This window comes from Brevundimonas sp. Root1279 (genome assembly GCF_001425945.1).
In the GTDB taxonomy this organism is placed as follows: Bacteria; Pseudomonadota; Alphaproteobacteria; order Caulobacterales; family Caulobacteraceae; genus Brevundimonas.
On the sequence record NZ_LMEB01000010.1, the window covers coordinates 62,428 to 87,845 of the forward strand.

The window sequence follows — 25,418 nt, forward strand, 5'->3', positions numbered from 1 at the left end:
GCAGGCCCCGTCATGGCCGGATTGGCCGGACTGATCGCCTGGTTCGTGATCGGCACCGGACTGCTGCAGAATCTGATCTATCTGGTGCAATTGGGACTGGCCGCGGCCGCCCTCATCGAACGCCCGCCGTCGCCCCAAGCCGGCGTGTTGTGGCGCCGTTATGCGGACGCCTCGCCGCCCATCGCGCTGCTGGCGCCGGCGTTCAACGAAGCGATGACGATCTCGCAGAGCGTTCGCTCGCTGTTGTCGCTGCACTATCCCAATTTCGAGGTCATCGTCATCAATGACGGCTCGACGGACAAGACGCTGCAGGTCCTGATCGACGTCTTCGACCTCAAGCCGCTGCATCGGCATTACGATCTGGCCATCGATCACAAGCCGATCCGCGCGGTCTACGGCGCCGCGCACCAGCCGCGCCTGATCGTGGTGGACAAGGAGAACGGCGGCAAGGCCGACGCCTTGAACGCGGGCATCAACGTCTCGCGCGCGCCGATCTTTTGCTCGATGGACGCCGACTCCCTTCTGGAGCCGGACGCCCTGCTCCGCGCCGTGCGTCCTTTCGTCGAGGATCCCGAGAAGACCGTCGCCGTGGGCGGCACCATCCGCATCGCGAACGGTTGCCGGATCGAGGATGGCAGGGTTGTCGAGGTGCGCGCGCCCCGCAATCCCCTGGCGCTCCTTCAAACCGTCGAATATTTGCGCGCCTTCCTGATGGCCCGGCTCGCCTGGAGCCGGATCAACGCCCTCACGATCATCTCCGGAGCCTTCGGCCTGTTCCGCCGCGCACGGGTCATCGAGGTCGGCGGCTACACGCATGGCACCGTCGGGGAAGACATGGAGCTTGTGGTCAAGCTGCACCGGCTGATGCGAGACAAGGGCTTGCCGTACCGGGTCTCCTTCGTGCCCGAGCCGGTGTGCTGGACAGAGGCGCCCGAGAGCATTCGCGTCCTCGGCCGTCAGCGCTCCCGCTGGCACCGCGGCGCCTTGGAGACCTTTGAGCGCCACTGGCGGATGCTGTTTACGCCCCGCTACGGCCGCGTGGGATTCGTCGGGTTCGGCTACATCCTGCTGGTCGACGTCATCGGCCCGGTCGTGGAGCTTCTGGGTTATCTGCTGATCCCGACGCTGTGGGCCATGGGCCTGCTGTCCGTCGACTATCTGCTGGCGTTTCTGGCGGGCAGCTTCACGTTTGGCGTGGTCATCTCCGTTGGCTCCCTTGCGCTGGAGGAATCGGAACTACGCCGCTTCCCCCGCGCCCGTGATCTCATCCTGTTGACCACCGTCGCGGTGATCGAGAATTTCGGCTACCGGCAGGTCAACAACCTGTGGCGCCTCCGCGGCATCTGGCAGTATCTGCGGCGGAGCCAATCCTGGGGCGCGATGACCCGAAAGGGCTTCGGCGCCCCGTCTAGCTGATCGTCTCCCGCAGGACAGAGAGCAGCGCGATCATGTCCGCATCCGAAGGCTGACGGCCGTCCGTCAAGGCATCGTCCACCAATGCGGCCGCTTTGCTGACGGCCGGGAAGCCGAAGGTGCCACCGGAGCCCGCGAGGCCGTGGGCAAGCACGCGCAGGTCATCGCCGGAGCGGACGCCGTCGCGCCAAAGGCTCTCGAGGGCAACCAGATCGACGGCGCATCGCTCGCGAAATCGCGCCCTGAACGCCTCCATGGGATCTGTCATTTCCCGTTGGCCAACAAGGCGCGCACATCCTTCGCCAGAACCATTGGGTCGAACGGTTTGATGATCACGTCCAGCGCGCCCAGCGCCGCCCGGTACTGATCCGTCTCGCTGGTCTGGGCGCGCGCCGTCATGAAGATGACCGGCGTCCCCGCATGCCCAGGCAACTCCCGGATCAGCGCGAGCGTGCCGGGGCCATCAAGGCGCGGCATCATGACATCGAGCAGGATGACGTCAGGCCGATAGCCCTCTTCCAGGACCGCCAGGGCCTCTGCGCCGGAGGCCGCGCTGCGCAGTTCGATCTGCGGATCAATCGCGAGGGAAAAGGCGGCGACTTCACGGATATCGTCGTCGTCGTCGACGTGAAGAACCTGCATACGCGTCATGATTGATCCTCGCCCGGCGGTCGGCTCAGCTTCCTGACGGTTCTCGCCAGCTGGGTGAGCGACATACGGGATTTCGTCAGCACCGCCTGTACGGCTGGCGCCAGGTCGCGGTCGATCTCCTGGGCGGAATAAACGATCACCGGAATGGTCCGACCGGATTCGTCCGTCAGGTCGGGCAGGATTTCAAGGCCCGAGCCGTCCGGCAGCCCCAGATCAAGAATGACCAGATCGGGACGGAGCTGCCGCAGGAGCCGGCGCGCGTCCGCGAGACTTTCCGCGGTGGTCACATCCGTGACATCCGCTAGCGCAGCGCGGGTGACTTCGAGGATATCGCGGTCGTCGTCGATGTGGAGCACGACCGGCCGTCGACCGCTGGTCAAGACGGCTCCGATCGCCTCGCGGATGCGACTCTGATCAAACGGCTTTTCGATCCAGTCCACAATCTCGAGAGACCGGCCGCGGGCCTTGCCCCGGGCGATGTCACCCGAGACGGCGATAACCGGCAGAGCCCGCGTCTCGGGCCGCGCACGCAGGGCCCGGATCACGGCGATACCGTCAGTGTCCGGCAACTGAAGGTCAATCAGGGCCGCGGCGTACCGGCAGGATCGGGCAAGTTCGAGCGCGTGACGTCCGGTCGAAGCGATATCAGCCTCGAACCCTTCGATCGCCAGCATGTCGGCGAGCACGGCCGCGACGTCAGCGTCATCCTCGCAGATCAGCAGCCGCCCCATGGAGACCGCGCTGGCGTCGATCTCATGATCAAGGGGCAGATCGAGGTGAAAGGCGGCGCCTTCGCCCTCGGCGGATTCGAACCAGAGTCGCCCTCCGTGCCGCTCGGCGATCTCTCGTGCGATGGCGAGGCCGAGACCCGTTCCGCCCTTGGCTCGGGTGTCTGAACTGTCGGCCTGGGCGAACTTCTGAAAAATGCGCGACCGGAAAGCGTCAGGGATGCCCGGCCCCTGATCGACGACGGTGAGACGGGCGATCCGGGTTTCAGGATCGACGGCGACCTTCACCTCCCCCCCTCGCGGCGAGAACTTCGCGGCATTGGAAAGCAGGTTGGTGACGACCTGGATGAGGCGGTCGGCATCCCCCCTGACAGGAGCCGGCTCGCCATCGGTGAGAGTCAGGGCCACGCCAAGGCCTTCGGCAAAGCCGCTGACCCCCTCGATCGATCGCGCCGCGATGTCCCGTAGGTCGACGGGCGCAAGCTGAAGCACCAGTTGGCCGGCCTCCAGCTTCTCGACGTCGAGAATATCGTTGATCAATCGGACCAGCCGCTGGCTGTTGGAATGGGCGATGCCGACGAGCTTCTGCGCCCGCTCCGGCAACGCTCCCGCCGCTCCGCCGGCGAGAAGGCCGAGAGAGCCCGCGATCGAAGTCAGGGGCGTGCGCAGTTCGTGACTGACAGTCGAAACGAAGGCGTCTTTCATGCTTTCGACACGTCGCCGCTCGGTGATGTCGCGCATCACCGCCACCACGTGGCGGCCATCCGGCAAGTCCATCGCCGCCAGGGTGACGTCGACCGGGAAGGTCTGGCCGTCCCGGCGCCGTCCGATCAACTCCCGCGCCACGCCCTCGTCGAGCGCCCCCTGGGTCGCTCTCAGCCGATCCAGGAAGCCCCCGTCGCCGTTGGAGGCGACATCGAACAACATCTTCACATCCCGCCGGCTCAGCTCTTCGGCCGGGTATTCGAACATGAGCCGGGCTGCGCGGTTGACTGTCTCGATGCTTCCGCTGGGGTTGAGAGTGACGATAGCGTCGATGGTGCTGTCGAAGATCGCCTCCTGTCGGGCGGCGGTGGCCTTGATCCGGCGAAGCAGAACATCCCTCGTCTGGACATAGCGCCACACGAGCCAGGCGGCGCCGGATGCGACAGCGACGAGCGCGAGAAACAGGCTGATCACCAGAATTTCCGTCACTCTGGTCCGGGCCGCGGCGCTGACAGATCGCTCCTCGAGTGAGCGAGCCTCGCGTTGGGTCATGCGGTCTATAACGGCGCGTATGTCATCCATCGCCGTCTTGCCCGCGCCGCTGGAGACGATGGCGATGGCCGCTTCAGCCCCCTCACGCGAGCGCGCCTGAATGCCCCGTTCCATCGTGCGCCGTTTGACCGCGGTCAGCGCCACAAGTTCGCGGTGATCCCGGGCCTGCTCGGGTTCGTCGGCAAAGCGAAGCCCGAGTTCGGACAACCTGTCGTCCAGTCTAGCGCGCGCAGCCTCGTACGGTTCGAGATAGCTCGGGTCGCCGGTGATGACATACCCCCGCTGGCCAGTCTCTGCGTCCTGGAGCAGGGAGAAGACGCTCTGGATCGAAGACCGGGTTTCGTAGGATTCGCGCACCGCTTCGCGAACCCGGCTGGCGCTCGCAAATTCGCGATAAAGCTCTACTCCGGTCAGGACGAGAAGGGCGGCTATCAGCGCGCCGCTCAGGATGGCCGTGAGGCCAAACGCCGGCCATCCGGCGCGTGCGCGCGACCTCAGCTTCACTGCGCCAGAGGCCGGCGTTCCTTGGTCGGATGGCTGCCTCGAAATCATTGTGGTTGTGCTGCCTGCGCCGTGTGGACGTACACCATGGTGGATCGGGGTTACCGGCCAGTGACCTTCAAGCCGGCCACCGGCGGAGAAAAATTGGCAGGCGACTGACTGCACCGCCAGGGCGCACCACGACAATCTAATCTTTCGATCGGTTTCCGTCCTGATCTGGCGAGGCATGCGCTGGCGGTCGTGGCGGGTCCCGCCTCGGCGAGCAGGCCGTTGGTTCAGCGCCTCGGCGTAGCGCCCGACGGCTCCGGGCCGTGCTCGCGCCGCGGCGTTTGCTTGCCGACGTCCGCCGGCTCTCCGCGCCCCACAGGCTTCGGCTCGCTGCAGTCGAAAATTGCGTCCACCCGGCTCGCTGGGGCGGACCGGGTGGACGTCAAATCAGCAGAATGAACTGAACCCCACGCCCGGCGGCGCGAGGCCGCCGGACGTGGGTTCGGACCGGTTAGAGCATCCAGTGATCGCCGAGGTCGTGGCCGTAGCCGGCGCCGAGGTCGGCATCGAAGTGCAGGGCGAGGTTGACGCGCTCCGGCATCAGGCTCGCCAACTCTACGGCCTGCGTTCCGAGGTCCATGTCGAACGCCTGCCCCAACGGCGAGACCATCGGCAAGTCGGCGCCCTTGCTGTAGACGAAGTCGTCGTCCGCCAGGGTCGGCAGGACCTGCGGACCGGCTTCCTTGGCCGTGAGCGCCGGCGCCGGCGGGGCGACAACCAGCGACTGCGTCACGCCGTTGCCGAAGCGCAGGCTTTCGATGTTGGTCAGGAAGTCGTTGCCGTCGTCGCCATCGCCGAGGTTGGTGTCGATGACGCGCCAGCCGGCGCCTTCCTGGGTGATCGAGTAGCCCGACGCCAGACCCGACAGACGGGCGATATCGACGCCGTCGCCGCCGTTCAGAGTGTCGTTGCCGGCGCCGCCCGTCAGGGTGTCGTTGCCGGCGCCGCCGGTGATCGAGTTGTTCAGGGCGTTGCCGCCGCCGGTGAAGGCGCCGGCGCCGGTGAACACCATGTTCTCGACGTTCGCCCGCGCGGTGTGGGTGTTCAGCGAGACCATGACGGTGTCGACGCCTTCACCCGCGGCCTCGACGTAGGTGTCGTTGGAGTCGACGTAGTAGGTGTCGTCTCCCGCGCCGCCGATCATCGTATTCGGCGTGCCGACGCCGCCGTACAGGGTGTCGTTGCCGGCCATGCCGATCAGGGTGTCGCCACCCAGGCCGCCTACCAGGACGTCATTCCCGGAGAAGCCCGCGATCGTGTTCGCTCCATCGTTGCCGGTAAAGTGGTGACCGGTCGCGCTCTGGCCGTAGAGGTTCTCCAGCTCGGCCGCCAGTTGGTAGGTCGCCAGCGTGGTGCTGACGCGATCCACGCCGCTCGTGTCGACGACCATGTCGCCGGCGTTGTCGACATAGTACCAGTCGTTGCCGTTGCCGCCGACCATGAGGTCGGCTCCGCCGGCGCCGTTCAGGGTGTCGTTGCCCTCGCCGCCCGAGATGAGGTTGGTCAGCTCGTTGCCGGTGATGGTGTCGTTGTAGGCCGAGCCGATCACGTTCTCGAAGCCGGTGATCATGTCGAAGCCGTCGCCGGTGTGCTGGAAGCCGCCGTTCGACAGATTGACCGTGATTCCGTTGAGCGTGTTCTCGAACGAGATGGTGTCGTTCGAGGCCGTCCCGCCGCGCAGATCGTCGTCACCGGCGTCGCTGTAGACCAGGTCGTCGCCCGAACCGCCGTTGACGAAGTCGTTGCCTTCCCCGCCGCGGAGGACGTCGTTGCCCGAACCGCCGTTGAGGGTGTCGTCGCCGGCGTCGCCGTGCAGCTCGTCGTGGCCGGAGCCCGCGATGATCTGGTCGTCGCCTTCACCGCCGTGGACGATGTTGGCGCCCGCGCCGGCGTTGATGAAGTCGTCGCTGTCGCCGCCGGTGATGTCCTCATCGGCCGCAACGCCGGTGTAGCTGTCGCCACCGTCCAGCATGTTAACGACGTTGATGGCGCCGTTGATGGTGATGGTGACCGTCCGCTGCTCCGTCTCGGCGCCGGACTCGTCGGCGGCGATGTAGGTGAAGCTGACGTCCAGCGACTGGCCTTGGTTCAGGTAGGTGTAGCTGGAGGCGTCGAACGAGTAGCAGCCGTCCGAGCCGAAGGTCAGGCCCGTCGGAGCAGCGCTCGTCAGGCTGTAGACCAGGCTCTCGCTGTCGACGTCGGTGGCGTCCAGCTGACCCCAGAGGGTGTCGCCTTCCGTCACCGAGGTTTCCGAGTTCACGCCCGCCACCGGACCGTCATTCGAGCCGGTGATGTTGATGTACAGCGTGCGCTCTTCCGAGACGCCCGTGTTGTTGTCGGTGACCGTGTAGGTCGCCGACACCGTGGTCTCCTCGCCGTCCGCCAGCCAGTCGTAGCTGTCCGCGTCGAAGGTGTAGACCCCGGTTTCGCCGTCGATGCTCAGGCCTGCGGGGGCTTCGCCGGTCAGCTGGTAGCTGACGATCGAGCCGTCCACGTCGTCGCCGACGAGGTTGCCCGAGATCTCGCTGTCCTCGGCGACGTCGTCGCAGACGGAGCCGGCGGTCGGCAGGTCGTTCGCGCCGGTGACGGTGACGGTGACGGTCTGCGGTTCGCTGTCCGCGTCGCCGTCATTGACGATGAAGTCGAAGCTGACCTCGGTCGTGTCGCCTTCCGCCAGCTCGAAGTACGAACCGTCGATGGAGTAGGCGCCGTCGCTGTTGAACGTCAGCCATTCCGGCGTCTCGCCGGACACGGCGTAGGTGAGCACGCTGTCATCCGCGTCGCTGGCCGAAACCGAACCCTCGGCTTCGGAGTCCTCGGTGACCGCGATCGAGCTGGCATCGCCCGCCGGCGCGTCGTTCACGCCGTTGATGTCGATGGTCAGGGTGCGCTCTTCCGACACCGCGCCGCTGTCGTCGGTCACGGTGTACGAAATCACGACCGTTTCCGAATCCCCCTCGTCGAGGCTGTCGTACAGGCCGCTGGCGTCGAAGGTCCAGGCGCCGGTCTCCGAGTCCCAGGTCAGGCCCGCCGGGGCGTCGTCGACCAGGTTCCACGAGACCACGGTCCCGTCGAGGTCCGAGGCGTCCAGCGTGCCGGAGGCCGAGCCGTCCTCGTCGATGCAGACGTAGTCGTTGTCGGCGTCCGGACCATCGTTGGCGCCGGTGACGGTGACGGTGACAGTCGCCGGAGCGCTGTCGGCATCGCCGTCATTGGCGGTGAACTGGAAGCTGACGTCCTGCGTCTCGCCTTCCGGCAGCTCGAAGTAGGAGCTGTCCACGGTGTAGGTGCCGTCGCTGTTGAACGTCAGCCATTCCGGAGTCTCGCCGACCAGGGCGTAGGTCAGGGCCTCGCCGTCAGCGTCCGTGGCCGAGACGGAACCGTTGATGCTGCCCGGCTCGGTCGCTTCGTTCGTGCTGTCCGCAGCCACCGGCGCATCGTTCACGCCGCTGATTTCGAAGGTCAGGGTGCGCTGTTCCGACTCCGCGCCGTTGTTGTCGGTCACGGTGTAGGTGACCTCGACCGTCGCCGTCTCTCCGCTGTCCAGACCCTGGTGCGCGACGCTGGCGTCGAAGCTCCATTCGCCGGTCTCGGAGTCCCAGGTCAGGCCGGCCGGGGCTTCATCGACCAGATCCCACGAGACCACGGTCCCGTCCGAATCCGAGGCTTCCGCCGAACCGGTGGCCGTTTCGTTTTCGGTCAGGGTGATGGTGTCTTCCGAGGCGATCGGAGCGTCGTTCACGCCGTTGACCGTGATGGTCACCGTGTGCGGCTCGCTGACGCCGCCGCTGTTGTCCGTGCCGGTGAAGGTGAAGGTCACCTCTTCCGACTGGCCTTCCGAGAGGTCGAAGCCGGCGGCGTCGAAGCTGTAGCTGCCGTCCGGGTTGAACGTCAGGCCCTCGGGCTCTTCGCCAACCAGTTGGTAGCTGACGATCGAACCGTCCACGTCGTCGCCCGAGACCTGGCCGGTCAGCAGGACTTCGCCCTCGTCGAGCGAGACGTCGTCTGCGTCGACTTCCGGCTCATCGTTCGAACCGGTGACCGTGATGGTCAGGGTACGGGTCTCGGACGGCGTGCCTTCGGAGTCGACGGCGACGTATTCGACCTCGACCTCCTCGGTTTGTCCGCCGGCCAGGTCGTCATAGGCGCCGGCGTCGAACGACCAGGTGCCGTCCGGGTTGAAGGTCAGGCCTTCCGGCGCTTCGCCGACCAGTTCGAAGGTCAGGTCCGTGCCGTCTTCTTCGTCCGTGGCCAGGTTGTCGTCATCTTCGCTTCCGGCCACCGAGCCGTTGATCGACGAGTCCTCTGCAACTTCGTCCGCGAAGTCTGAAGCGACCGGGGCGTCGTTCACGCCGGTGATGGTGAAGGTGACCGTGGCCGGCTCGCTGACGCCGCCGTCTTCGTCGGTGCCCGTGTACTGGAAGCTGACTTCCTGGGTTTGACCCGCGCCGAGCGCATAGGCGCTCGGGTCGAAGGTGTAGGAGCCGTCGCTTTCGAACTCCAGACCGGTCGGAGCTTCGCCGACGATGCTCCAGCTGGCCATTTGGCCTTCGGCGTCGTCGCCCGTGACCTGGCCGTCGTAGATCCCGTCGTCCTCGCTCAGCGGGATCGAGGCGTCATCAGCCGTCGGGTCGTCGTTCGCGCCGATGACCGTGATGGTCAGGGTCTGGGGCGCCGACTCGAGGCCGCCGGAGTCGATAGCGATGTAGTCCACCGTGACCGGCAGGCTGTCGCCGCCGGACAGGGAGTCATAGCTGCTGGCATCGAAGGTCCAGGTGCCATCCGGGTTGAACGTCAGGCCCGCGGGCGCGTCGCCGACCAGTTCGTAGGTCAGGTCTTCGGCGTCATCCTCGGCGTCCGTGGCCGAGACCGAGCCGGAGATCGAGGAGTCCTCGTCCACCTCGTCCGACACGTCGACCGCGACCGGCGCGTAGCTGACGCCGTCGACGGTGAGGATGATGACCTGCTCGGTGTAGGCGCCGGTGGCGTCGGTGGCCCGGATGGTGACCTCCGCGCTGGCGGACTCGTCCGTTTCCAACTCATCGAACGAGGCGTCGGTGGCCGTGTAGGTCCAGGCGCCGTTCGAGGTGAGGCTGAAGCCCGTCGGGGTTTCACCGACCACGCTGAAGGTGATGGCGCCTTCGGCTTCCGGATCGACAGCCGTGAAGACGCCGGCGGCGTAGTCGTCCTCTTCGGTCGAGATCATATCGGCGGTGAACACCGGGGCGTCGTCCGTGCCCGTGATGGTGATGCTGACCGTCTCGGTGTCCGTGCCGCCGTTACCGTCGCTGACGGTCACGTCGTACGACTGGACGATGCTTTCGCCCTCGTTCAGCGCGTTCAGGATCGCGTCGTCGATATCCAGCGACCAGGTGACATTGCCGTCCTCGTCGATCGAGGCGGAGAAGTCGCCGACGTAGTCCACGCCGTTGGCTTCGGATTCGACGGTATGCTCGTCGGACAGGTCGACGTCGGTGAAGGCGATCGTGCCCGAGATGCCGTCGGCGATCGCATCGTCTTCAGCGATGGAGCCGTCGCCGGTCACGTCGGTGATGGTGACGCCGTCGTTCTCGCCGGTGATGGTGATGGTGACGGTCTGCTCGACCGTGCCGCCGTTCCCGTCGTCGACGGTGACGGTGTAGACCTGCTCGATGACCTCGCCCTCGGCGGCGAACTGCAGTTCCGAAGCGTCCGCGGTCCATTCCCACTCGACGGTGCCGGCGCTGTTGATCACAGCGCTCAGTTCCCCGGCGTAGTCCTCGTCGCCCGAGACCGAGACGGTGTGGGTGTCGGTCGTGTCGAGGTCGGCATAGGTGAAGCTGCCCTCGGCGGAACGCTCCGTCGACGAGCCGCCGGTCCCGTGCGGAGCGGCCAGCCAGTTGTCGATGCTGACATGGAGGGCCGTGCCGACCGAACCGGAGGGGCCGTTGTCATACAACTGGATGTAATAGGTGCCGGTATACGTGGCGAGGAAGGAGCCGAACGCCGACTGGGCGCCGCTCATCATGTCCGTTTCCTCGTGCGCGAAGTAGTAGATCGGGTTTCCGGCGGCATCCAGGACGTTAGCGTGGAGGTCGTCGCCCGAATTCGCATAGTCGATGTCGAGGGTCACGACCTCGCCGGCCACGAGTTCAATCCGCAGGTACTCGCCGGTGTAGCCTTCGGCTCCATAGTTGACCCGCAGCGTCGGCAGGCCGTCGTTGGCGACGTCCACGTTCGGCGCGATGCGGAACGCATCGCGGTCGAGCACGGTCGCCGTCCCCAGGGTCGTGTTGAGCGAGCCCGCCTCGACGACGCCGCCCTCCGGAGTGTCGGCTTCGGTGACGCTGCCGCTCACCACGGTCGCCGCGGTGATAGTCGGATCGTCGTTCGTGCCGGTGACGGTCACGGTGACGGTCTGCGGGGCGCTGGTGGTCTCGTTCTCGTCGGTAACGGTGTAGTCGAAGCTGACGGTGGTCGTTTGACCAGCAGCCAGCGAGTCGAACGTCGAGGTGTCGAGGCTGTAGGTGCCGTCGGCGTTGAATTCCAGCCCAGCCGGAGCTTCACCGCTCAGGGCGTAGGTCAGGACGGCGTCGTCGTCGGCGTCCGTGGCCGACACCGAGCCGGTGTGGGCCACGTCCTCGGTCGCGGCGCCCGTCGTGGTCGTCGCCACCGGGCCGTCATTCGTGCCGTTGACGGTGATGGTGATGGTCGACGGCTCGCTGGTTACGCCGTTCTCGTCGGTGGCGGTGTAGGAGAAGGTCACCGTGGCGGTGTCGCCGACGTTCAGGTGCTCGAACTCCGGCCCCGGAACGAAGCTGTACTCGCCGGTCTCGTCGTCGAAGGACAGGCCCGCCGGCGCTTCGTCGGTCAGCTGGTACGAGACGATATCGTCGCCGTCGACGTCAGACGCCACCATGTAGCCGCCCAGCGTCGCGTTCTCGTCGACCTGGACCTCGGCGTCGCTGCCGGTCGGGGTGTCGTTGACGCCCGTCAGGGTGACGGTGACGTCCTGCTCGACGCAGCCCCCGTTCCCGTCGCGGACGGTGACGGTGTAGGTCTGGACGACCGACTGGCCGGCGGCCAGGCCCTGGATGTCAGCCGGGTCGACCTCGAAGGTCCACTCGACCTGACCGGCCTCGGTGATCATGGCGATGAACTCGCCGACGTAGCCGACACAGGCGGCCTCGCTGTCGACGGTGTGGGTGTCCAGCGCATCGACGTCGGCGAAGGCGACCGTGCCCGAGGTCGAGGCGTTGGTGTCCTCGAGGATCGTGCCGTTGGTCGCCGAGGTCACGGTCGGGGCGTCATTGGAGCCCATGACGCAGAACACCAGCGCCGCGTCAGAGCCCTGACCGGTCGCGTCATTGACGTGATAGGTGAAGGCTTCCTCGACGAACTGGCCGGCCGACAGGGTCTCGTCGGTGATTTCGTAGTCGTAGGAGCCGTCTGCGTTGATCGTGAGCGTGCCGTAGGTCCCGACGATGACCGTCGCGCCCGAGATGACCGTCATCGAGCCGCCGGCGGCTTCCAGGCCCGCGCGGGCGCCGGAGACCGTCATCGTCTCGTTCTCGATCTCGATGTCGTTGCACAGGACATTGCCCGACGCGCCGCAGTTTTCCGCGGCGAAGGCGCTGTCGTCTGCCCCGTAGGCGTAGGCGTTGCCGGTCGAGCCGTCGACCTGGATCAGGGCGTCGTTGAACTGGATGAACTCGACGTTGCGCAGCACGTCCACGCCGTCGCCGCTGGTCACGGTGATCCGGAACGAGCCCTGGACGGCGGTGACGTCCCCGGCGTTGGCGTTGATCACGACCGTGTCGAGACCGCCGTTGCCGTTGATGGTGTCGTCGCCGCCGCCGCCGGTGATGACGTTGGCGACCGACGAGCCCGAGATGGAGTCGTTGTGGGTCGAGCCGATCGCGTTCTCGATGCTGAACAGCTGGTCGGTACCGACGCCGCCGCCCGAGGCCGCGTTGTTCAGGTTGATGTTCATGGCGCCGGTGGCGGCCGAGTAGTCGACCGTGTCCGAACCGCCTTCACCGCGGTAGTTGTCGCCCACGCCGTCGACGGTGCCGACGAACACGTCGTCCCCCAGGCCGCCGTAGACGTTATCCGAGCCCGCGCCGCCGTCGAACAGGTCCTCGCCGCCCGCGCCGTAGATCAGGTCGTTGCCGGCGCCGCCGTTGGCTTCGATCGACTCGCTCGAGGTCATCAGGCGACCGTCGAGGATGTCGTTGGCGCCCGTGCCGTTCATGATGACGGTGTCATCGGACAGGCCGGTGGCGCCGAAGTCGCCTTCCAGCACGATGTGCTGGCCGTTCAGGACGATCTCGTCCATGCCGCTGACGACCATGTCGACGTCGCCGTCGCCGTCCAGGTCCAGCTCGATGGTCTCGCCGGCCGATTCCATGCGAACGACGTCGCTGGCGGTCAGGTTCGAAACCTGGATGTTCAGGGTCTGGAAGCCCTCGCCGCCTTCCATCTCGACCACGTCGTCAGGCAGGTCATTGGCGTCGAAGGCGGTCACCAGGGTGACGCCCGCGCCGACCGTCACGTTCTCGACGTTCGAGATCGAGTCGACCTCGCCGTCGTGGGTGATGGTGCCGGCGCCGAAGTCGACGACCACGTCGGAGAGCGACGACGCGATGTGAACGGTGTCGTAGCCGTCGCCGCCGTCAATGACGTCATTGCCGCCACGGCCGTCGATAAAGTCGTTGCCATCGCCACCGGTCAGGGTGTCGCCGTCGCTGGAGCCGAACAGGCCCATCACGCCGCCGCCGGTCTCGAGGATGCTCAGGGCGCCGCCACCGAAGGCGCCGCACTGAACCGCCGCCAGCGCTTCCTCAAAGGTCGCGAAGGATCCGAGAAGGTCGCGGCCGGACTTGACGATGAAGGGATTGGTGTCGGCGGTGGTCAGGGTCAGGTCGTCGATCGCCAGGCCGCCCTCGACGGTGTTGGCGGTGAACCAGCCGTAGCGGTTGCCGCCGATCTGCGAGGCGATCAGGTCCGACGGATCCGAGATCGTCTGGGTGAAGACCACGCCGCCCTCGGCGTCGATGACCGACAGAACGACTTCAAGCACGCCATCCTCGTTGGCCTGGAAGCTGTGCGCGAGCGTGTACCAGCCGGACTCCGTGATGACGGCGTGGGGACGGAGTTCAAGATCCGTCATCGGGGTCGCGGGCGACCCGGTGTTGACGCCGATCATCAGCTGTCCGTCGTCCATCGCCACGTGGAAGGCGAAATCGCGCCGATGCGTACCGTTCTGGTCGTTGACGGCCACCGTGAAGTTGAAGCCCTCCCCGTTGGACCAACCGGCGTCGAGGTAGACCTGGACGCTGGCGTCGAAGCCGTCGTTGAACGCCCGGCGGTAGCCGTCGAACTGCGTGTAGGGGCCCGGGCCGTGAAGGAGTGCGTGCGCCTCGTCCCCTGCACCTGCCGGCGTCAACGATCCGCTGCCGAAGAAGAGAACGCCGGAAGCATCGGCGGCTTCGAAGCCTTGAGCGAAGCGGGTCAGGTGGTTCGGGTTCGCGACGTACGGCATGGCACAATTCTCCCACGGCCGGCAGCGCATACGTCTGTCCGGTCCAAGATTTCACACAGCAGGGAGCGCGCGCGGACTCGTAATGAATCCTCGTTCGCGAACTCCCAAGAGTCCTTCAAAGATGAGATCGCCGCGGTGGCCGCACCTTGTGCTTGGCCCCGGGCGTCTGCCCCCCCTTAGTTCTTCCGGTGGATGCCCTTCTCGATAGGGAATGCCACCAGCGCGGCAGACTTGGCGGTTTACGCTTTATTAATCATCCCCCGATCGGGGTAGACAGACGAAAATCTGATCTATTCTCCGCAAGCGGTCCCGGATCCCAAGACAACATGCTTAACAACGCGCTCGAGAATGAAGGACGTCATGCACCAGCCGGCACGCTCGGCTAGATCTGCTATCTGGAATTTCTTACTACCGGCGCGCGTGGACGTCCGAAACCTTGATGGTTCTGGTCTCTCATTTCCCAAGGTGGCGCGCTTCCCAAGCCGGAAGAACGACGTTGCTCAGGAAGGATTCAAATCAGGGCGTCTAGGCCACCCGATATGCGAGCATTCGCGAGTAGAACTCCTCGCGGCCGCGAACGCCCAGTTTGGCGTAGATGCGCCTCAGGTGGGTTTTGGCGGTTTCGTAGGTGATGCTCACGCCAGCGGCCGCTTCGGCCAGCAACTCACCCTCGGCCAGGCGCCGCGCCAGCGTCGCCTCGGCATTGGTCAGGGTGAAAGCTGTCGCGAAATCCGCCCACACGATCGAGGACCGGTTGCCGCTGTCGTGGAGGACGCAGGCCACCGCGGGCTCCATCTGGTCAGGCTCGAGCCGCACGCAGCGCACCAGCAGCACGCCGCACTCGTCGTCCCGCACAACCCAGGCCGAAGGAACGGTGGTGACGCCGGCCAGATAGGCGGTGAAGGCGGCGTGAAGCATCCGGTCGCAAAACTGCAGCGCCCGATCGTGCTCGCGGACCGGCGCCGACGCATCCAGCGCGGCGAAGGCAGGGTTGCGCCACAACACCTTAAAGTCCGGGCCGATCAGGAACGACGGTAACGCGCTCGCGGACTGCCACAGCCGGTGGTAGGTCGAGACGTCGGGGTCTACGGCAGTGCGCATGTCAGTCTTCGCCACAGGGCTGCGACGCCACCAGACTCCGACCCCCGCCACGCGCGACCTGTGCGCGTTACGGCAGCCGCCGAGACAACCGGAAAAGCGGTTGCACGGATGGTCTCACAGCCAGTTGTCGCCCCCGTCCCGCGCCAATGAAGCGCGGCCCCCCGTTGACGGCCGACGCAAAAGTCGCATCGACGAGCGCAACCTACCCCAAAGGGAGAACATCGATATGCCTGTCCGTCTCAATCTCTTGCCTCTCCGTTTCAGAACACCACTCACTCGCCCGGTTGGAGAACTGCTTGAAAGCCAGAAACATTTTCGAGGGACGTCGTTATTTATAAGCGTTGCTTTTCCTGACTAACCCCCTATTGGGGTATGGAGCAGTCTCATTTAGGGACACATGACCACCAGTCCAACGAACACCAGTCGACCCGGCGTCGCCAGCTGGAACATCTCGGCCAAAGACAACCCCGACGCCTACGAATACTACCAGAGCGGGATTTCAGAATGGTATGAAGTCTCGAGCGTCGAAGACGGCGCACAGCGACCGTTCTTCACTCAGAACACCGTCTGCCAATTCGGAGAGTATGTGCTCGGACGTGGCCGGTCGGTTGGCCAGACGCTGACCCGCGGCCCCGCCGAAGTCCGTCGGTCAGGCATGGACGCCGTCACGATCATTCTGAACTTCGCCTCCACCCAGGGCGACGTCGACGGCGTTGACATAAACACCGGCCCGGGAACGGTCCATTTCCGCGACCTGTCCCGAACTTCTGCAGCCCAGGTGACGGCGGTGGACGCAATCACCCTGGTGGTGCCGCGCGACCTCGCGCCGCGCTGGCTGACGGAACGTCAGTGCCACGGCCTGACCGTTGACAGTTCGCGCGTGCTCGGCGGCCTGCTGGTCAACCACCTTTCCGGGCTCGGCGGCGCCGCGCCGCTGATGACCGTCGACGAAGGGATCGCCGGAATCGAGGCCGCCCTCATGCTGGCCGAAAGCGCCCTGATCCATTCCGACCGGCTGTCCGCCAACGACAATGCGGCCGCCTATCGCAGCCTGCGCGCCGACGCCGTCCGCCTGATCGACCGAGAGCTGTTCAATCCGGAGCTGGGCATCGAGAGCCTGATGCAGGAACTGGCCGTGTCGCGCGCGACGCTGTTCCGCGCCTTCTCCGAGAGCGGCGGCGTCAACCTGTTCATCAAGCACCGCCGCCTGCAGAAGGCGCGCGCCGCCCTCCTCCGCCGCGTCGGACACCGGCCCACGATCGGCGAGATCGCCCGCGCGCACGGCTTCGTCAGCGAGTCCCACTTCAGCCGCGCGTTCCGCGAGTACTGCGGCACGGCGCCGGGCGCGCTGGGCACGCTGGGCGCGCTGGGCGCGGCGCCCTCTGTCGTTTCGCCTCATCCCCAGCAGGACAACAACGCAATGCGCTACGATGTCCTGCTCGGCTGGATGAAGGGCGAACGCGATTGACGACGCGTTCGCGGGGCCCAGAGCCCCTCGACGCCGGCAGGCCAGCCGCTAGTCTCCGTCGCTCCACCCGCCGGAGCCTCCCATGAAGCGCGCCCTCCTGTCGGCCACGCTCGCGTTCGTAGCAACTCTCGCCGCGTCGACGCCTGTCCTCGCCAACGACTGGCCCGGCGGCGCGCGGGCCGCGGTGGTGCTGACCTATGACGACGCGATGGCGTCACAGCTTGAAACGGCGATCCCGGCCCTGGATGCGCGGGGACTGAAGGGGGTCTTCTACCTGTCGAACGTGCGGCAGGCGGACTTGCCGCGATGGCGGGCCGCCGCCGCCGAGGGGCATGAGTTGGGCAACCACACCCTGTTCCACCCCTGCGCGGCGGCCACGTTCCCAGCTGACCCCCGCTACACCACCGAGGCCTATACGGTGGGCGAGATGCTCCGTGAGATCGAGCAGGCCAACGTCCTGTTGACGGCCATCGACGGTCGCGCGCAGCACGGCATGGCCACGCCGTGCGGCCAGAGTACAGCGGGCGGGGTCGACTACTTGGAGGCGTTGCGGACAGCCGGTCTGGTCACCTATGTGCGCGGCGTGTCGGTTGAGCCGGGCGATCTTTCCGCCGAGATCGGCGACCTGGACAGGATGCACGTCCCGGCCAAGGCCTTCGACGCCGACGTCACCGGGGCTGAGCTGATCGCCTGGGTCGAGCAGGCTGTCGCGGGAGGCGGCATGACGGTGCTGCTGTTCCACGGCGTCGGCGGCGAGCACCTGCCGGTGTCGGCCGAGGCGCACGCCGAACTTCTGGATTGGCTGGCGACGCACCGGGACCGGGTGTGGACGACAACGCTGCAGGAGGCGCTGGACCACGCGGCCCGGCCCCTAGGCTGACCGCACCTTGGACTTCGCCTTCTTGGTTGGCGTCGACGCGGCAGGCTCCGGCTTGGCGGCGAGGACGGCGCGAAGCCGGGCCCCCAACTCGGTCCGCTGGTACGGCTTGTCGATCACCTCGAACTCGTGGTCGAGCTGCTGCGCAGCCTCGCCGAGATAGCCGGAAGTCAGCAACACCCTCAGGTCGGGGCGCAGGGCCTGGGCGCGGCGACCCAGCTCGATGCCGTTCATGCCGCCCGGCATGACCACGTCCGAGAACAACAGGTCGTATGACTGGTCGCCTGCCAGCCGGTGCAGCGCGCCAGCGGCGTCGGCGGCGACCTCACAGCGGTAGCCGAGCCCCGTCAGCATATCGAGGCAGACGCTGAGTACGGCGGGATCGTCCTCAACGATCAACACCCGCTCGTGACCCAGCTCGACCTCATGCGCGCCATCGCCCGCCACTGCCGTCTCTGGCAGATCGTCGGTGAGCGGCAGCACCAGGGTGAAGGCCGCGCCCTCGCCGGGGGCGCTGACCAGCTCGACGCAACCGCCGGACTGGGCGACGAAGCCGTACACTTGGGACAGTCCCAGGCCAGAGCCGCGCCCGACGTCCTTGGTCGTGTAGAAGGGCTCGAACACCCGGCTGGCCACCTCGGGGCTCATGCCGGCGCCATTGTCGGCGATGCGTATGGAGGCGCGCCGCTCGCCTTCCTCGTCAACTTCGGACAGGCCAATCACCAGCCGCCCGTCATTCTCCATGGCGTCGCGGGCGTTAACCGCCAGGTTCAGCAAGGCCGTTTCCAGGTGGGTCGGGTCGACAGAGGCGTAAAGCGGCTCGGCCGCCAGATCGAGGTCTATCACCACCCCTTCCCCAACCGCCTGCCGCATCAGGGGAGTGAAGTCGCGGATCAGGGCGTTCAGGTCGACCACACGCGGATTCAACTGCTGGCGGCGCGAGAAGGCCAGCAGTTGACGGGTCAGGGTCTGGCCCCGCTCGGCCGCCGCTCTGATCGCCGCCAGGTGTTTGACGATCCGCGGCTGGTCCTCGACCCGGCGCAACAGGATGTCGGCGTTGCCGAGCACCACCGTCAGCAAGTTGTTGAAGTCGTGCGCGACCCCGCCGGTCAGCTGGCCCACCGCCTCCATCTTGCGCGCCTGCGTCAGCTGTTCCTCCAGGTGCCGGCGGTCGGTGACGTCCAGCAGGGTGCCCAGGATCTGCCCATCGACCCCATCCTCGTCATCCGGCACCCAGACGCCCTGGTCGAGGAAGGTGCGGTACTGGCCGTCAGCGCACAACCAGCGGTACTCGCAGGCGTAGGCGCCGCTCTCCGACGCCTTCATCAGGCAGTTGACCACGCCTGCGACATCGTCCGGATGAATGCGGCCCAAGCCGATGTCGGGCTCGTCCACGAACCGGTTGGCCTCGAAACCGGTCAGGGGCCCGATGCTGTCGCTGACGAACAGGGCGCCGAACGGATGAACGCTGGCGCGCGAGGTGAAGACGACCGGCAGTGACTTCAGAATGTTGTCCTGCCGCTCGCGGGTGCTTCGCAGCGCCATCTCGGCGGCCAGCTTCTCCTCGCTGATGCGGGCGTTCTCCTCCAGCAGGATGCGCTGCTCCTCGGCCTGACGGCGGACCTCCAGCGTCTTGAGGTGCAGATCGGCGAGGATCGACACCTTCGAGCGCAGGATGAAGGGGTCGACCGGCTTGAAGACCACGTCCACGGCCCCGACCGTATAGGCCTGGAAGATATGGGCCTCGTCGCGGAACACCGCCGTCACGAAGACGATCGGCGTATTGCGGGTGCGCGGGTGCTCGCGGATGAGTCGCGCCGTCTCGTAGCCGTCCATGCCGGGCATGTGCAGGTCCAGCAGGATGACCGCGAACTCCTGGGTCAGAAGAAGCCGCAGGGCCTCCTCGCCCGAGCGGGCCACGACCAGCTCATGGCCCAGCACCCCCAGCGCCTCGGCGGCAGCGAAGGCGTTGCGCTCGTCGTCGTCGACGATGAGGACCCGCGCGGTGAGCGGCGGTGGGCCCGAACTGATGCGATCGCTGGCCATCAGACCGCCGCAGGCTCGCGCGGGGCCGGCAGGGAAAGCCGCTGTGCGTCGGTGCGCTGGATCGAAACCCGCATGACCGAGATCAAATAGTCGATGTCCACCGGCTTGGAGACGTAGTCGGAGGCCCCGGCCTGGATACATTTCAGGCGGTCGCCCTTCATCGCCTTGGCGGTGACGGCGATGATCGGCAGGTCGGCGAAGCGGGAGATCGACCGGATCTCGCGCATGGTCTCGTAGCCGTCCATGTCCGGCATCATGATGTCGACCAGGACGATGTCGATCTCGGGATGCTGAGCCAGCAGGTCGAGGCCGGCGCGGCCGCTCTCCGCGTAGTGCAGCCCGACGCCGAACTCCTCCAGCGCGCTGGCCATCGAGAAGATGTTGCGGATGTCGTCATCGATGACCAGGGCGGTGCGGCCGGTCAGGATGGCGTCCTCCTTGCGCGTCTGGGCCAGGGTGATGCGGGCGACGTCCGACAGGCGCTCGGTCGGCTCGTGCAGCAGCAGGGTGGCCTGCTCCAGCAGCTGTTCCGGGGTGCGGGCCAGGCGAGCCTGGCCGGCGAAGACCGACAGCCGAAGGCGCCGCTCGTCCTCCGCCGCCAGGGGTTCCGCAGCATAGACCAGGGCCGGACGGCTGGCGGACTTGAGGTATTCGACCACGACCGACACCGGCGTCGCCGGAACGTCCAGGATCAGGCTGTCGGCGTCCTTGATCTTCAGCTTGGCCAGGGCCTTGAGGTTCTCGACGCGGGTGAACTCGCCAAAGGCGGACTTGAGGCCGGCGGCGGCTTCGGCCTCAGGGCCGACGAAGACCAGTCGACGGTCCGCGGCGGCGATGAATTTCTTCACCTCGGCCAGGCTGGCGACCACCCCTTCCCGGTCAATCGGCTTGGCGGTGAAGCCGAAGGCGCCGATGGCCAGGCCGAGACCCGCCTGGTCGTCCGCCGAGATCACGTGCACCGGGATGTGACGGGTCTCGGGCGTCCGCTTCAGCAGGTCGAGCAGGGCCAGGCCGTCCATGTCGGGCAGGCCGACGTCCAGCATGATCGCCTGCGGGCCGTAGCGGCGCGCCAGGGAGGCGGCGGCCACGCCTTGCGGCGTGATCACCCCCTTGAAGCCGCAGTCGCGGACGAGGGCCAGCAGGATGCTGGCGAACCGGGTGTCGTCCTCGACGATCAGGATGACCGGGTCGCCCGGGGCGATGCCGTCGCGGTCGTCGCTGATGATCTCCGGGGCCTCAGCCTCCTCCTCGATCGGCGCGGTGCGGACCATGACGTTGCGTCCAGCCTCGCCGCCCGCGGAAGTCGGCAGGGCCGTGGGGCTGAAGTTGAGCGGCAGGTACAGGGTGAAGGTGGATCCCTTTTCGGGCTCGCTCTCCACCTTCAGCTCGCCGCCGAGGGTGCGGGTGATCTCGCGGCTGATCGAGAGGCCCAGGCCGGTGCCGCCGTATTTGCGGCTGGTCGTGCCATCAGCCTGCTGGAAGGCCTCGAAGATAATCCGCTGCTTGTCCTCGGGGATGCCGATGCCGCTGTCCTGCACCGAGAAGGCCAGCACCTGCCCCGCCTTGTTCAAGTGTTCGTTGCCGGTGCTCCAGCCGCTGCCGACACGCTCCATGCGGAAGCGAACGCCGCCGTTGGCCGTGAACTTGAACGCGTTGGACAGCAGGTTCTTGATGATCTGCTGCAGCCGCTTGTCGTCAGTGTACATCGACGCCGGCAGCTTCGGATCGACCTCGATCTTGAAGTCCAGCTTCTTGTCCTGGGCCATCTGCGAGAAGGTTCGCTCCATCTGGTCGCGCAGCGAAGCGAAGCTGGTTTCGCCGATATCGAGGGTGACCGTTCCAGACTCGATCTTCGACAGGTCGAGGATGTCGTTGATCAGACCGAGCAGGTCCGAGCCGGCGGCGTGGATGTTGTTGGCGAACTCCACCTGCTTGCCGGTCAGGTTCCCCTGGGTGTTCTCGCTGAGCATCTTCGACAGGATGAGCAGGCTGTTCAGCGGCGTGCGCAGCTCATGGCTCATATTGGCCAGGAACTCGGACTTGTATTTGGAGGTCAGCGCGAGCTGTTCGGCCTTCTCCTCCAGCGCGTAGCGGGCCTGTTCGACCTCCTGGTTCTTGGCCTCCACCTGCTTGTTCTGCGCCGACAGCAGGACCGCCTTGTCCTCGAGTTCGGCGTTGGACTGCTGCAGCTCCTCCTGCTTGGCGCGCAGCAGCTCCTCGGACTGGCGCAGCGACGCGGCCTGCTGTTCGAGGCGATCGTTGGTGGTCTTCAGCTCTTCCTGCTGGGCCTGCAGTTCGGCCGTCAGCAGCTGCGACTGGGTCAGCAGGCCTTCGGTGCGCATGTTGGCGCCGATGGTGCTGAGCACGATGCCGACGGACTCCATCAGCTGGCTGAGGAAGGATTGGTGGGTCTCCGAGAACTCGCCGAAGGTGGCCAGCTCGATCACCGCCTTCACCTCGCCCTCGAACAGGGCCGGCAGGATGATGATGTTCAGCGGCGCGGCGCCGCCGAGGCCGGAGCCGATCTGGACGTAGTCGGCCGGCACATTGGTAAGGAGGATTCGCTCCTTCTCCTTGGCGCACTGGCCGATCAGGCTCTGGCCAAGGCGGAAGGTCGGCGACAGCTGTTCACGCTCGGTCGAGGCGTAGGCCGCGGCCAGCACCAGGACCGTCTCGTCGTCAGCGTCCTTGTCGGCGACGTAGAAGACGGCGTGTTGGGCGTTGATCAGCGGGGCCAGCTCGGACAGCACCATGTTCGACACCGTCGCGAGGTCGCGCTCGCCCTGCAGCATGCGGGTGAAGCGGGCCAGGTTGGTCTTCAGCCAGTCCTGCTCGGTGTTCTTGAGAGTCTGCTCCTTCAGGTTGCGGATCATCTCGTTGATGTTGTCCTTCAGCGCCGCGACCTCGCCCGAGGCCTCGACGGTGATGGAGCGGGTCAGCTCGCCCTTGGTCACCGCGGTCGACACCTCGGCGATGGCGCGCACCTGAGTGGTCAGGTTGCCGGCCAGCTGGTTCACGTTGTCGGTCAGGTCGCGCCACAGACCAGCGGCGCCCGGCACCCGCGCCTGGCCGCCCAGCTTGCCCTCGATGCCCACTTCGCGGGCCACGTTGGTCACCTGGTCGGCGAAGATGGCCAGGGTCTCGATCATCCCGTTGATGGTGTCGGCCAGCGAGGCGATCTCGCCCTTGGCGTCCAGCGTCAGGGTGCGCTTGAGGTCGCCGTTGGCCACCGCGGTCACGACCGACGCGATGCCGCGCACCTGGCCGGTCAGGTTGGCGGCCATTGAGTTCACATTGTCGGTCAGGTCTTTCCAGGTGCCGGCCACGCCGGCCACCTGCGCCTGGCCGCCCAGCTTGCCCTCGGTGCCGACTTCACGAGCCACGCGGGTCACTTCCGAAGAGAAGGCGTTCAGCTGGTCGACCATGGTGTTGATGGTCGACTTCAGCTCCAGGATCTCGCCCTTCACGTCCACGGTGATCTTCTTGGACAGGTCGCCCTTGGCCACCGCGGTCGTCACCTCGGCGATGTTGCGGACCTGGCCGGTCAGGTTGCCGGCCATGAAGTTCACGTTGTCGGTCAGGTCCTTCCAGGTGCCGGTCACGCCCTTCACCTGCGCCTGACCGCCGAGCTTGCCTTCAGTGCCCACCTCGCGCGCCACGCGGGTCACCTCGGAGGCGAAGGCGTTCAGCTGGTCCACCATGGTGTTGATCGTGGACTTCAGCTCCAGGATTTCGCCCTTCACGTCCACGGTGATCTTCTTGGACAGGTCGCCGTTGGCCACGGCGGTGGTCACCTCGGCGATGTTACGGACCTGGCCCGTCAGATTGTCGGCCATCAGGTTCACGTTGTCGGTGAGGTCCTTCCACGCCCCGGTCACGCCGGTCACCTGCGCCTGGCCGCCCAGCTTGCCCTCGGTGCCCACTTCGCGGGCCACGCGGGTCACTTCCGACGCGAAGGCGTTCAGCTGGTCCACCATGACGTTGATGGTCGATTTCAGCTCCAGGATCTCGCCCTTCACGTCCACGGTGATCTTCTTGGACAGGTCGCCGTTGGCCACGGCGGTGGTCACTTCGGCGATGTTCCGCACCTGGCCGGTCAGGTTGTCGGCCATGAAGTTCACGTTGTCGGTCAAGTCCTTCCAGGCGCCGCCGACGCCCTTCACGTTGGCCTGGCCGCCCAGCTTGCCTTCAGTGCCCACTTCACGGGCCACACGCGACACTTCGGAGGCGAAGGAGTTCAGCTGGTCCACCATCACGTTGATGGTCGATTTCAGCTCCAGGATTTCGCCCTTCACGTCCACGGTGATCTTCTTGGACAGGTCGCCGTTGGCCACGGCGGTGGTGACTTCGGCGATGTTACGCACCTGGCCGGTCAGGTTGTCGGCCATCAGGTTCACGTTGTCAGTCAGGTCCTTCCAGGCCCCGGTGACGCCTTCCACCTGCGCCTGGCCGCCCAGCTTGCCGTCGGTGCCGACCTCCTTGGCCACGCGGGTCACTTCCGAGGCGAAGGCGTTCAGCTGGTCCACCATGACGTTGATGGTGTTCTTCAGCGCCAGCACCTCGCCGCGCACGTCCACGGTGATCTTTTTGGACAGGTCGCCCTTGGCGACGGCGGTCGTCACCTCGGCGATGTTGCGGACCTGGCCGGTCAGGTTGTCCGCCATCAGGTTCACGTTGTCGGTCAGGTCCTTCCAGGTGCCGCCGACGCCTTCCACGCGCGCCTGGCCGCCCAGCTTGCCCTCGGTGCCCACTTCGCGGGCCACGCGGGTCACTTCCGACGCGAAGGCGTTCAGCTGGTCCACCATGGTGTTGATGGTGATCTTCAGCTCCAGGATTTCGCCCTTCACGTCCACGGTGATCTTCTTGGACAGGTCGCCCTTGGCCACGGCGGTGGTGACTTCAGCGATGTTCCGCACCTGGCTGGTCAGGTTGGCGGCCATGAAGTTCACGTTGTCGGTCAGGTCCTTCCAGGTGCCGGTCACGCCCTTCACCTGGGCCTGGCCGCCCAGCTTGCCCTCGGTGCCCACTTCGCGGGCCATACGCGTCACTTCCGAGGCGAAGGCGTTCAGCTGGTCCACCATGGTGTTGATGGTGTTCTTCAGCTCCAGGACCTCGCCCTTCACGTCCACGGTGATCTTGCGGCTGAGGTCGCCGTTGGCCACGGCGGTGGTCACTTCGGCGATGTTCCGCACCTGGCCGGTCAGGTTGGCGGCCATGAAGTTCACGTTGTCGGTCAAGTCCTTCCAGGCGCCGGCGACGCCCTTCACGTTCGCCTGCCCGCCCAGCTTGCCCTCGGTGCCCACTTCGCGGGCCACGCGGGTCACTTCCGAGGCGAAGGAGCCGAGCTGGCCCACCATGGTGTTCACGACCTTGCCGGTGCGCAGGAACTCGCCGCGCAGAGGGCGATCCTCGTTCTCCAGGTCCATGGTCTGGCTGAGGTCGCCCTTGGCCACGGCGCCGATCACGCGCGCCATTTCGGCGGTCGGGTGCACCATGTCCTCGATCAGGGTGTTAACGGCGTCGACGCTGTCCGCCCACGCCCCCGTCGCCCCCGGCACTCGCGCGCGGTTGTTGATCTTGCCCTGACGACCGACGACCTCGCCCAGTCGCCCGAACTCGCGGCTCATGCGGTCGTTGAGTTCGACGACGTCGTTGAAGGCCTCGGCCAACTCGCCGTCCAACCCGGTCAGGTCATCGGGGAGGCGAACGGAGAAATCTCCCCGCCGGAAGGCCCGCAAGGCGGCCAGCAGCCGGCGATTGTCGAGCGTGGACTCAGGAGCCAAGGCGGCGAGCGACATTCTTCAC

Annotated in this window: 10 protein-coding genes; 3 read left to right on the top strand and 7 right to left on the bottom strand. The window is 66.4% G+C overall.

The window, feature by feature from the left end; translation table 11 throughout:
* The first annotated feature begins 12 nt into the window (after positions 1 to 12).
* Positions 13 to 1,416, top strand: a complete 1,404-nt coding sequence (locus ASC65_RS15695) for a glycosyltransferase family 2 protein (RefSeq protein ID WP_235561521.1) — start codon at positions 13 to 15, stop codon at positions 1,414 to 1,416.
* Here the strand turns inward: ASC65_RS15695 and ASC65_RS15700 are convergent.
* From ASC65_RS15700 to ASC65_RS15720, 5 genes are all read right to left on the bottom strand, one after another.
* The gene (locus ASC65_RS15700; RefSeq protein ID WP_082526096.1) at positions 1,409 to 1,681 is read right to left on the bottom strand and encodes an Hpt domain-containing protein; all 273 of its coding nucleotides are present in this window, start codon (positions 1,679 to 1,681) and stop codon (positions 1,409 to 1,411) included. The two genes, ASC65_RS15695 and ASC65_RS15700, sit on opposite strands and share 8 nt — an antisense overlap.
* On the bottom strand, positions 1,678 to 2,064 hold the full coding sequence (locus ASC65_RS15705; protein WP_056455410.1) for a response regulator: 387 nt from the start codon (positions 2,062 to 2,064) through the stop codon (positions 1,678 to 1,680). Before ASC65_RS15705 ends, ASC65_RS15700 begins: the two co-directional genes overlap by 4 nt.
* Positions 2,061 to 4,553: a CHASE3 domain-containing protein gene (locus tag ASC65_RS15710; RefSeq protein WP_056455412.1), complete on the bottom strand. Its 2,493-nt coding sequence runs from the start codon at positions 4,551 to 4,553 to the stop codon at positions 2,061 to 2,063. Before ASC65_RS15710 ends, ASC65_RS15705 begins: the two co-directional genes overlap by 4 nt.
* Before the next feature lie 496 nt (positions 4,554 to 5,049).
* Positions 5,050 to 14,121, bottom strand: coding sequence for a VCBS domain-containing protein (locus ASC65_RS17260; protein WP_056455414.1), 9,072 nt, complete (start codon positions 14,119 to 14,121; stop codon positions 5,050 to 5,052).
* A gap of 525 nt (positions 14,122 to 14,646) precedes the next feature.
* Entirely contained in the window at positions 14,647 to 15,222 is a 576-nt protein-coding gene (locus ASC65_RS15720) for a helix-turn-helix transcriptional regulator (RefSeq protein WP_056455417.1), read from the bottom strand.
* A gap of 397 nt (positions 15,223 to 15,619) precedes the next feature.
* Here ASC65_RS15720 and ASC65_RS15725 point away from each other — a divergent pair, with 397 nt between their 5' ends.
* A complete protein-coding gene (locus ASC65_RS15725) occupies positions 15,620 to 16,690 on the top strand; it encodes a helix-turn-helix transcriptional regulator (RefSeq protein WP_056455419.1) in 1,071 nt (356 codons plus the stop codon).
* 82 nt (positions 16,691 to 16,772) lie between these two features.
* Positions 16,773 to 17,570 (top strand): polysaccharide deacetylase family protein, encoded by a 798-nt coding sequence (locus ASC65_RS15730; RefSeq protein WP_056455421.1) that lies wholly within the window; start codon positions 16,773 to 16,775, stop codon positions 17,568 to 17,570.
* On the opposite strand, the gene ASC65_RS15735 is transcribed toward ASC65_RS15730, so the two are convergent.
* Both ASC65_RS15735 and ASC65_RS15740 read right to left on the bottom strand, forming a co-directional pair.
* Positions 17,562 to 19,613 carry a response regulator gene (locus ASC65_RS15735; protein ID WP_056455423.1) on the bottom strand — a complete coding sequence of 684 codons (2,052 nt, stop codon included), beginning with the start codon at positions 19,611 to 19,613 and terminating at the stop codon, positions 17,562 to 17,564. The genes ASC65_RS15730 and ASC65_RS15735 overlap by 9 nt on opposite strands.
* On the bottom strand, positions 19,613 to 25,411 hold the full coding sequence (locus ASC65_RS15740; RefSeq protein ID WP_156459712.1) for a HAMP domain-containing protein: 5,799 nt from the start codon (positions 25,409 to 25,411) through the stop codon (positions 19,613 to 19,615). The genes ASC65_RS15735 and ASC65_RS15740 overlap by 1 nt, the downstream gene beginning before the upstream one ends.
* Between the last annotated feature and the right edge of the window lie 7 nt (positions 25,412 to 25,418).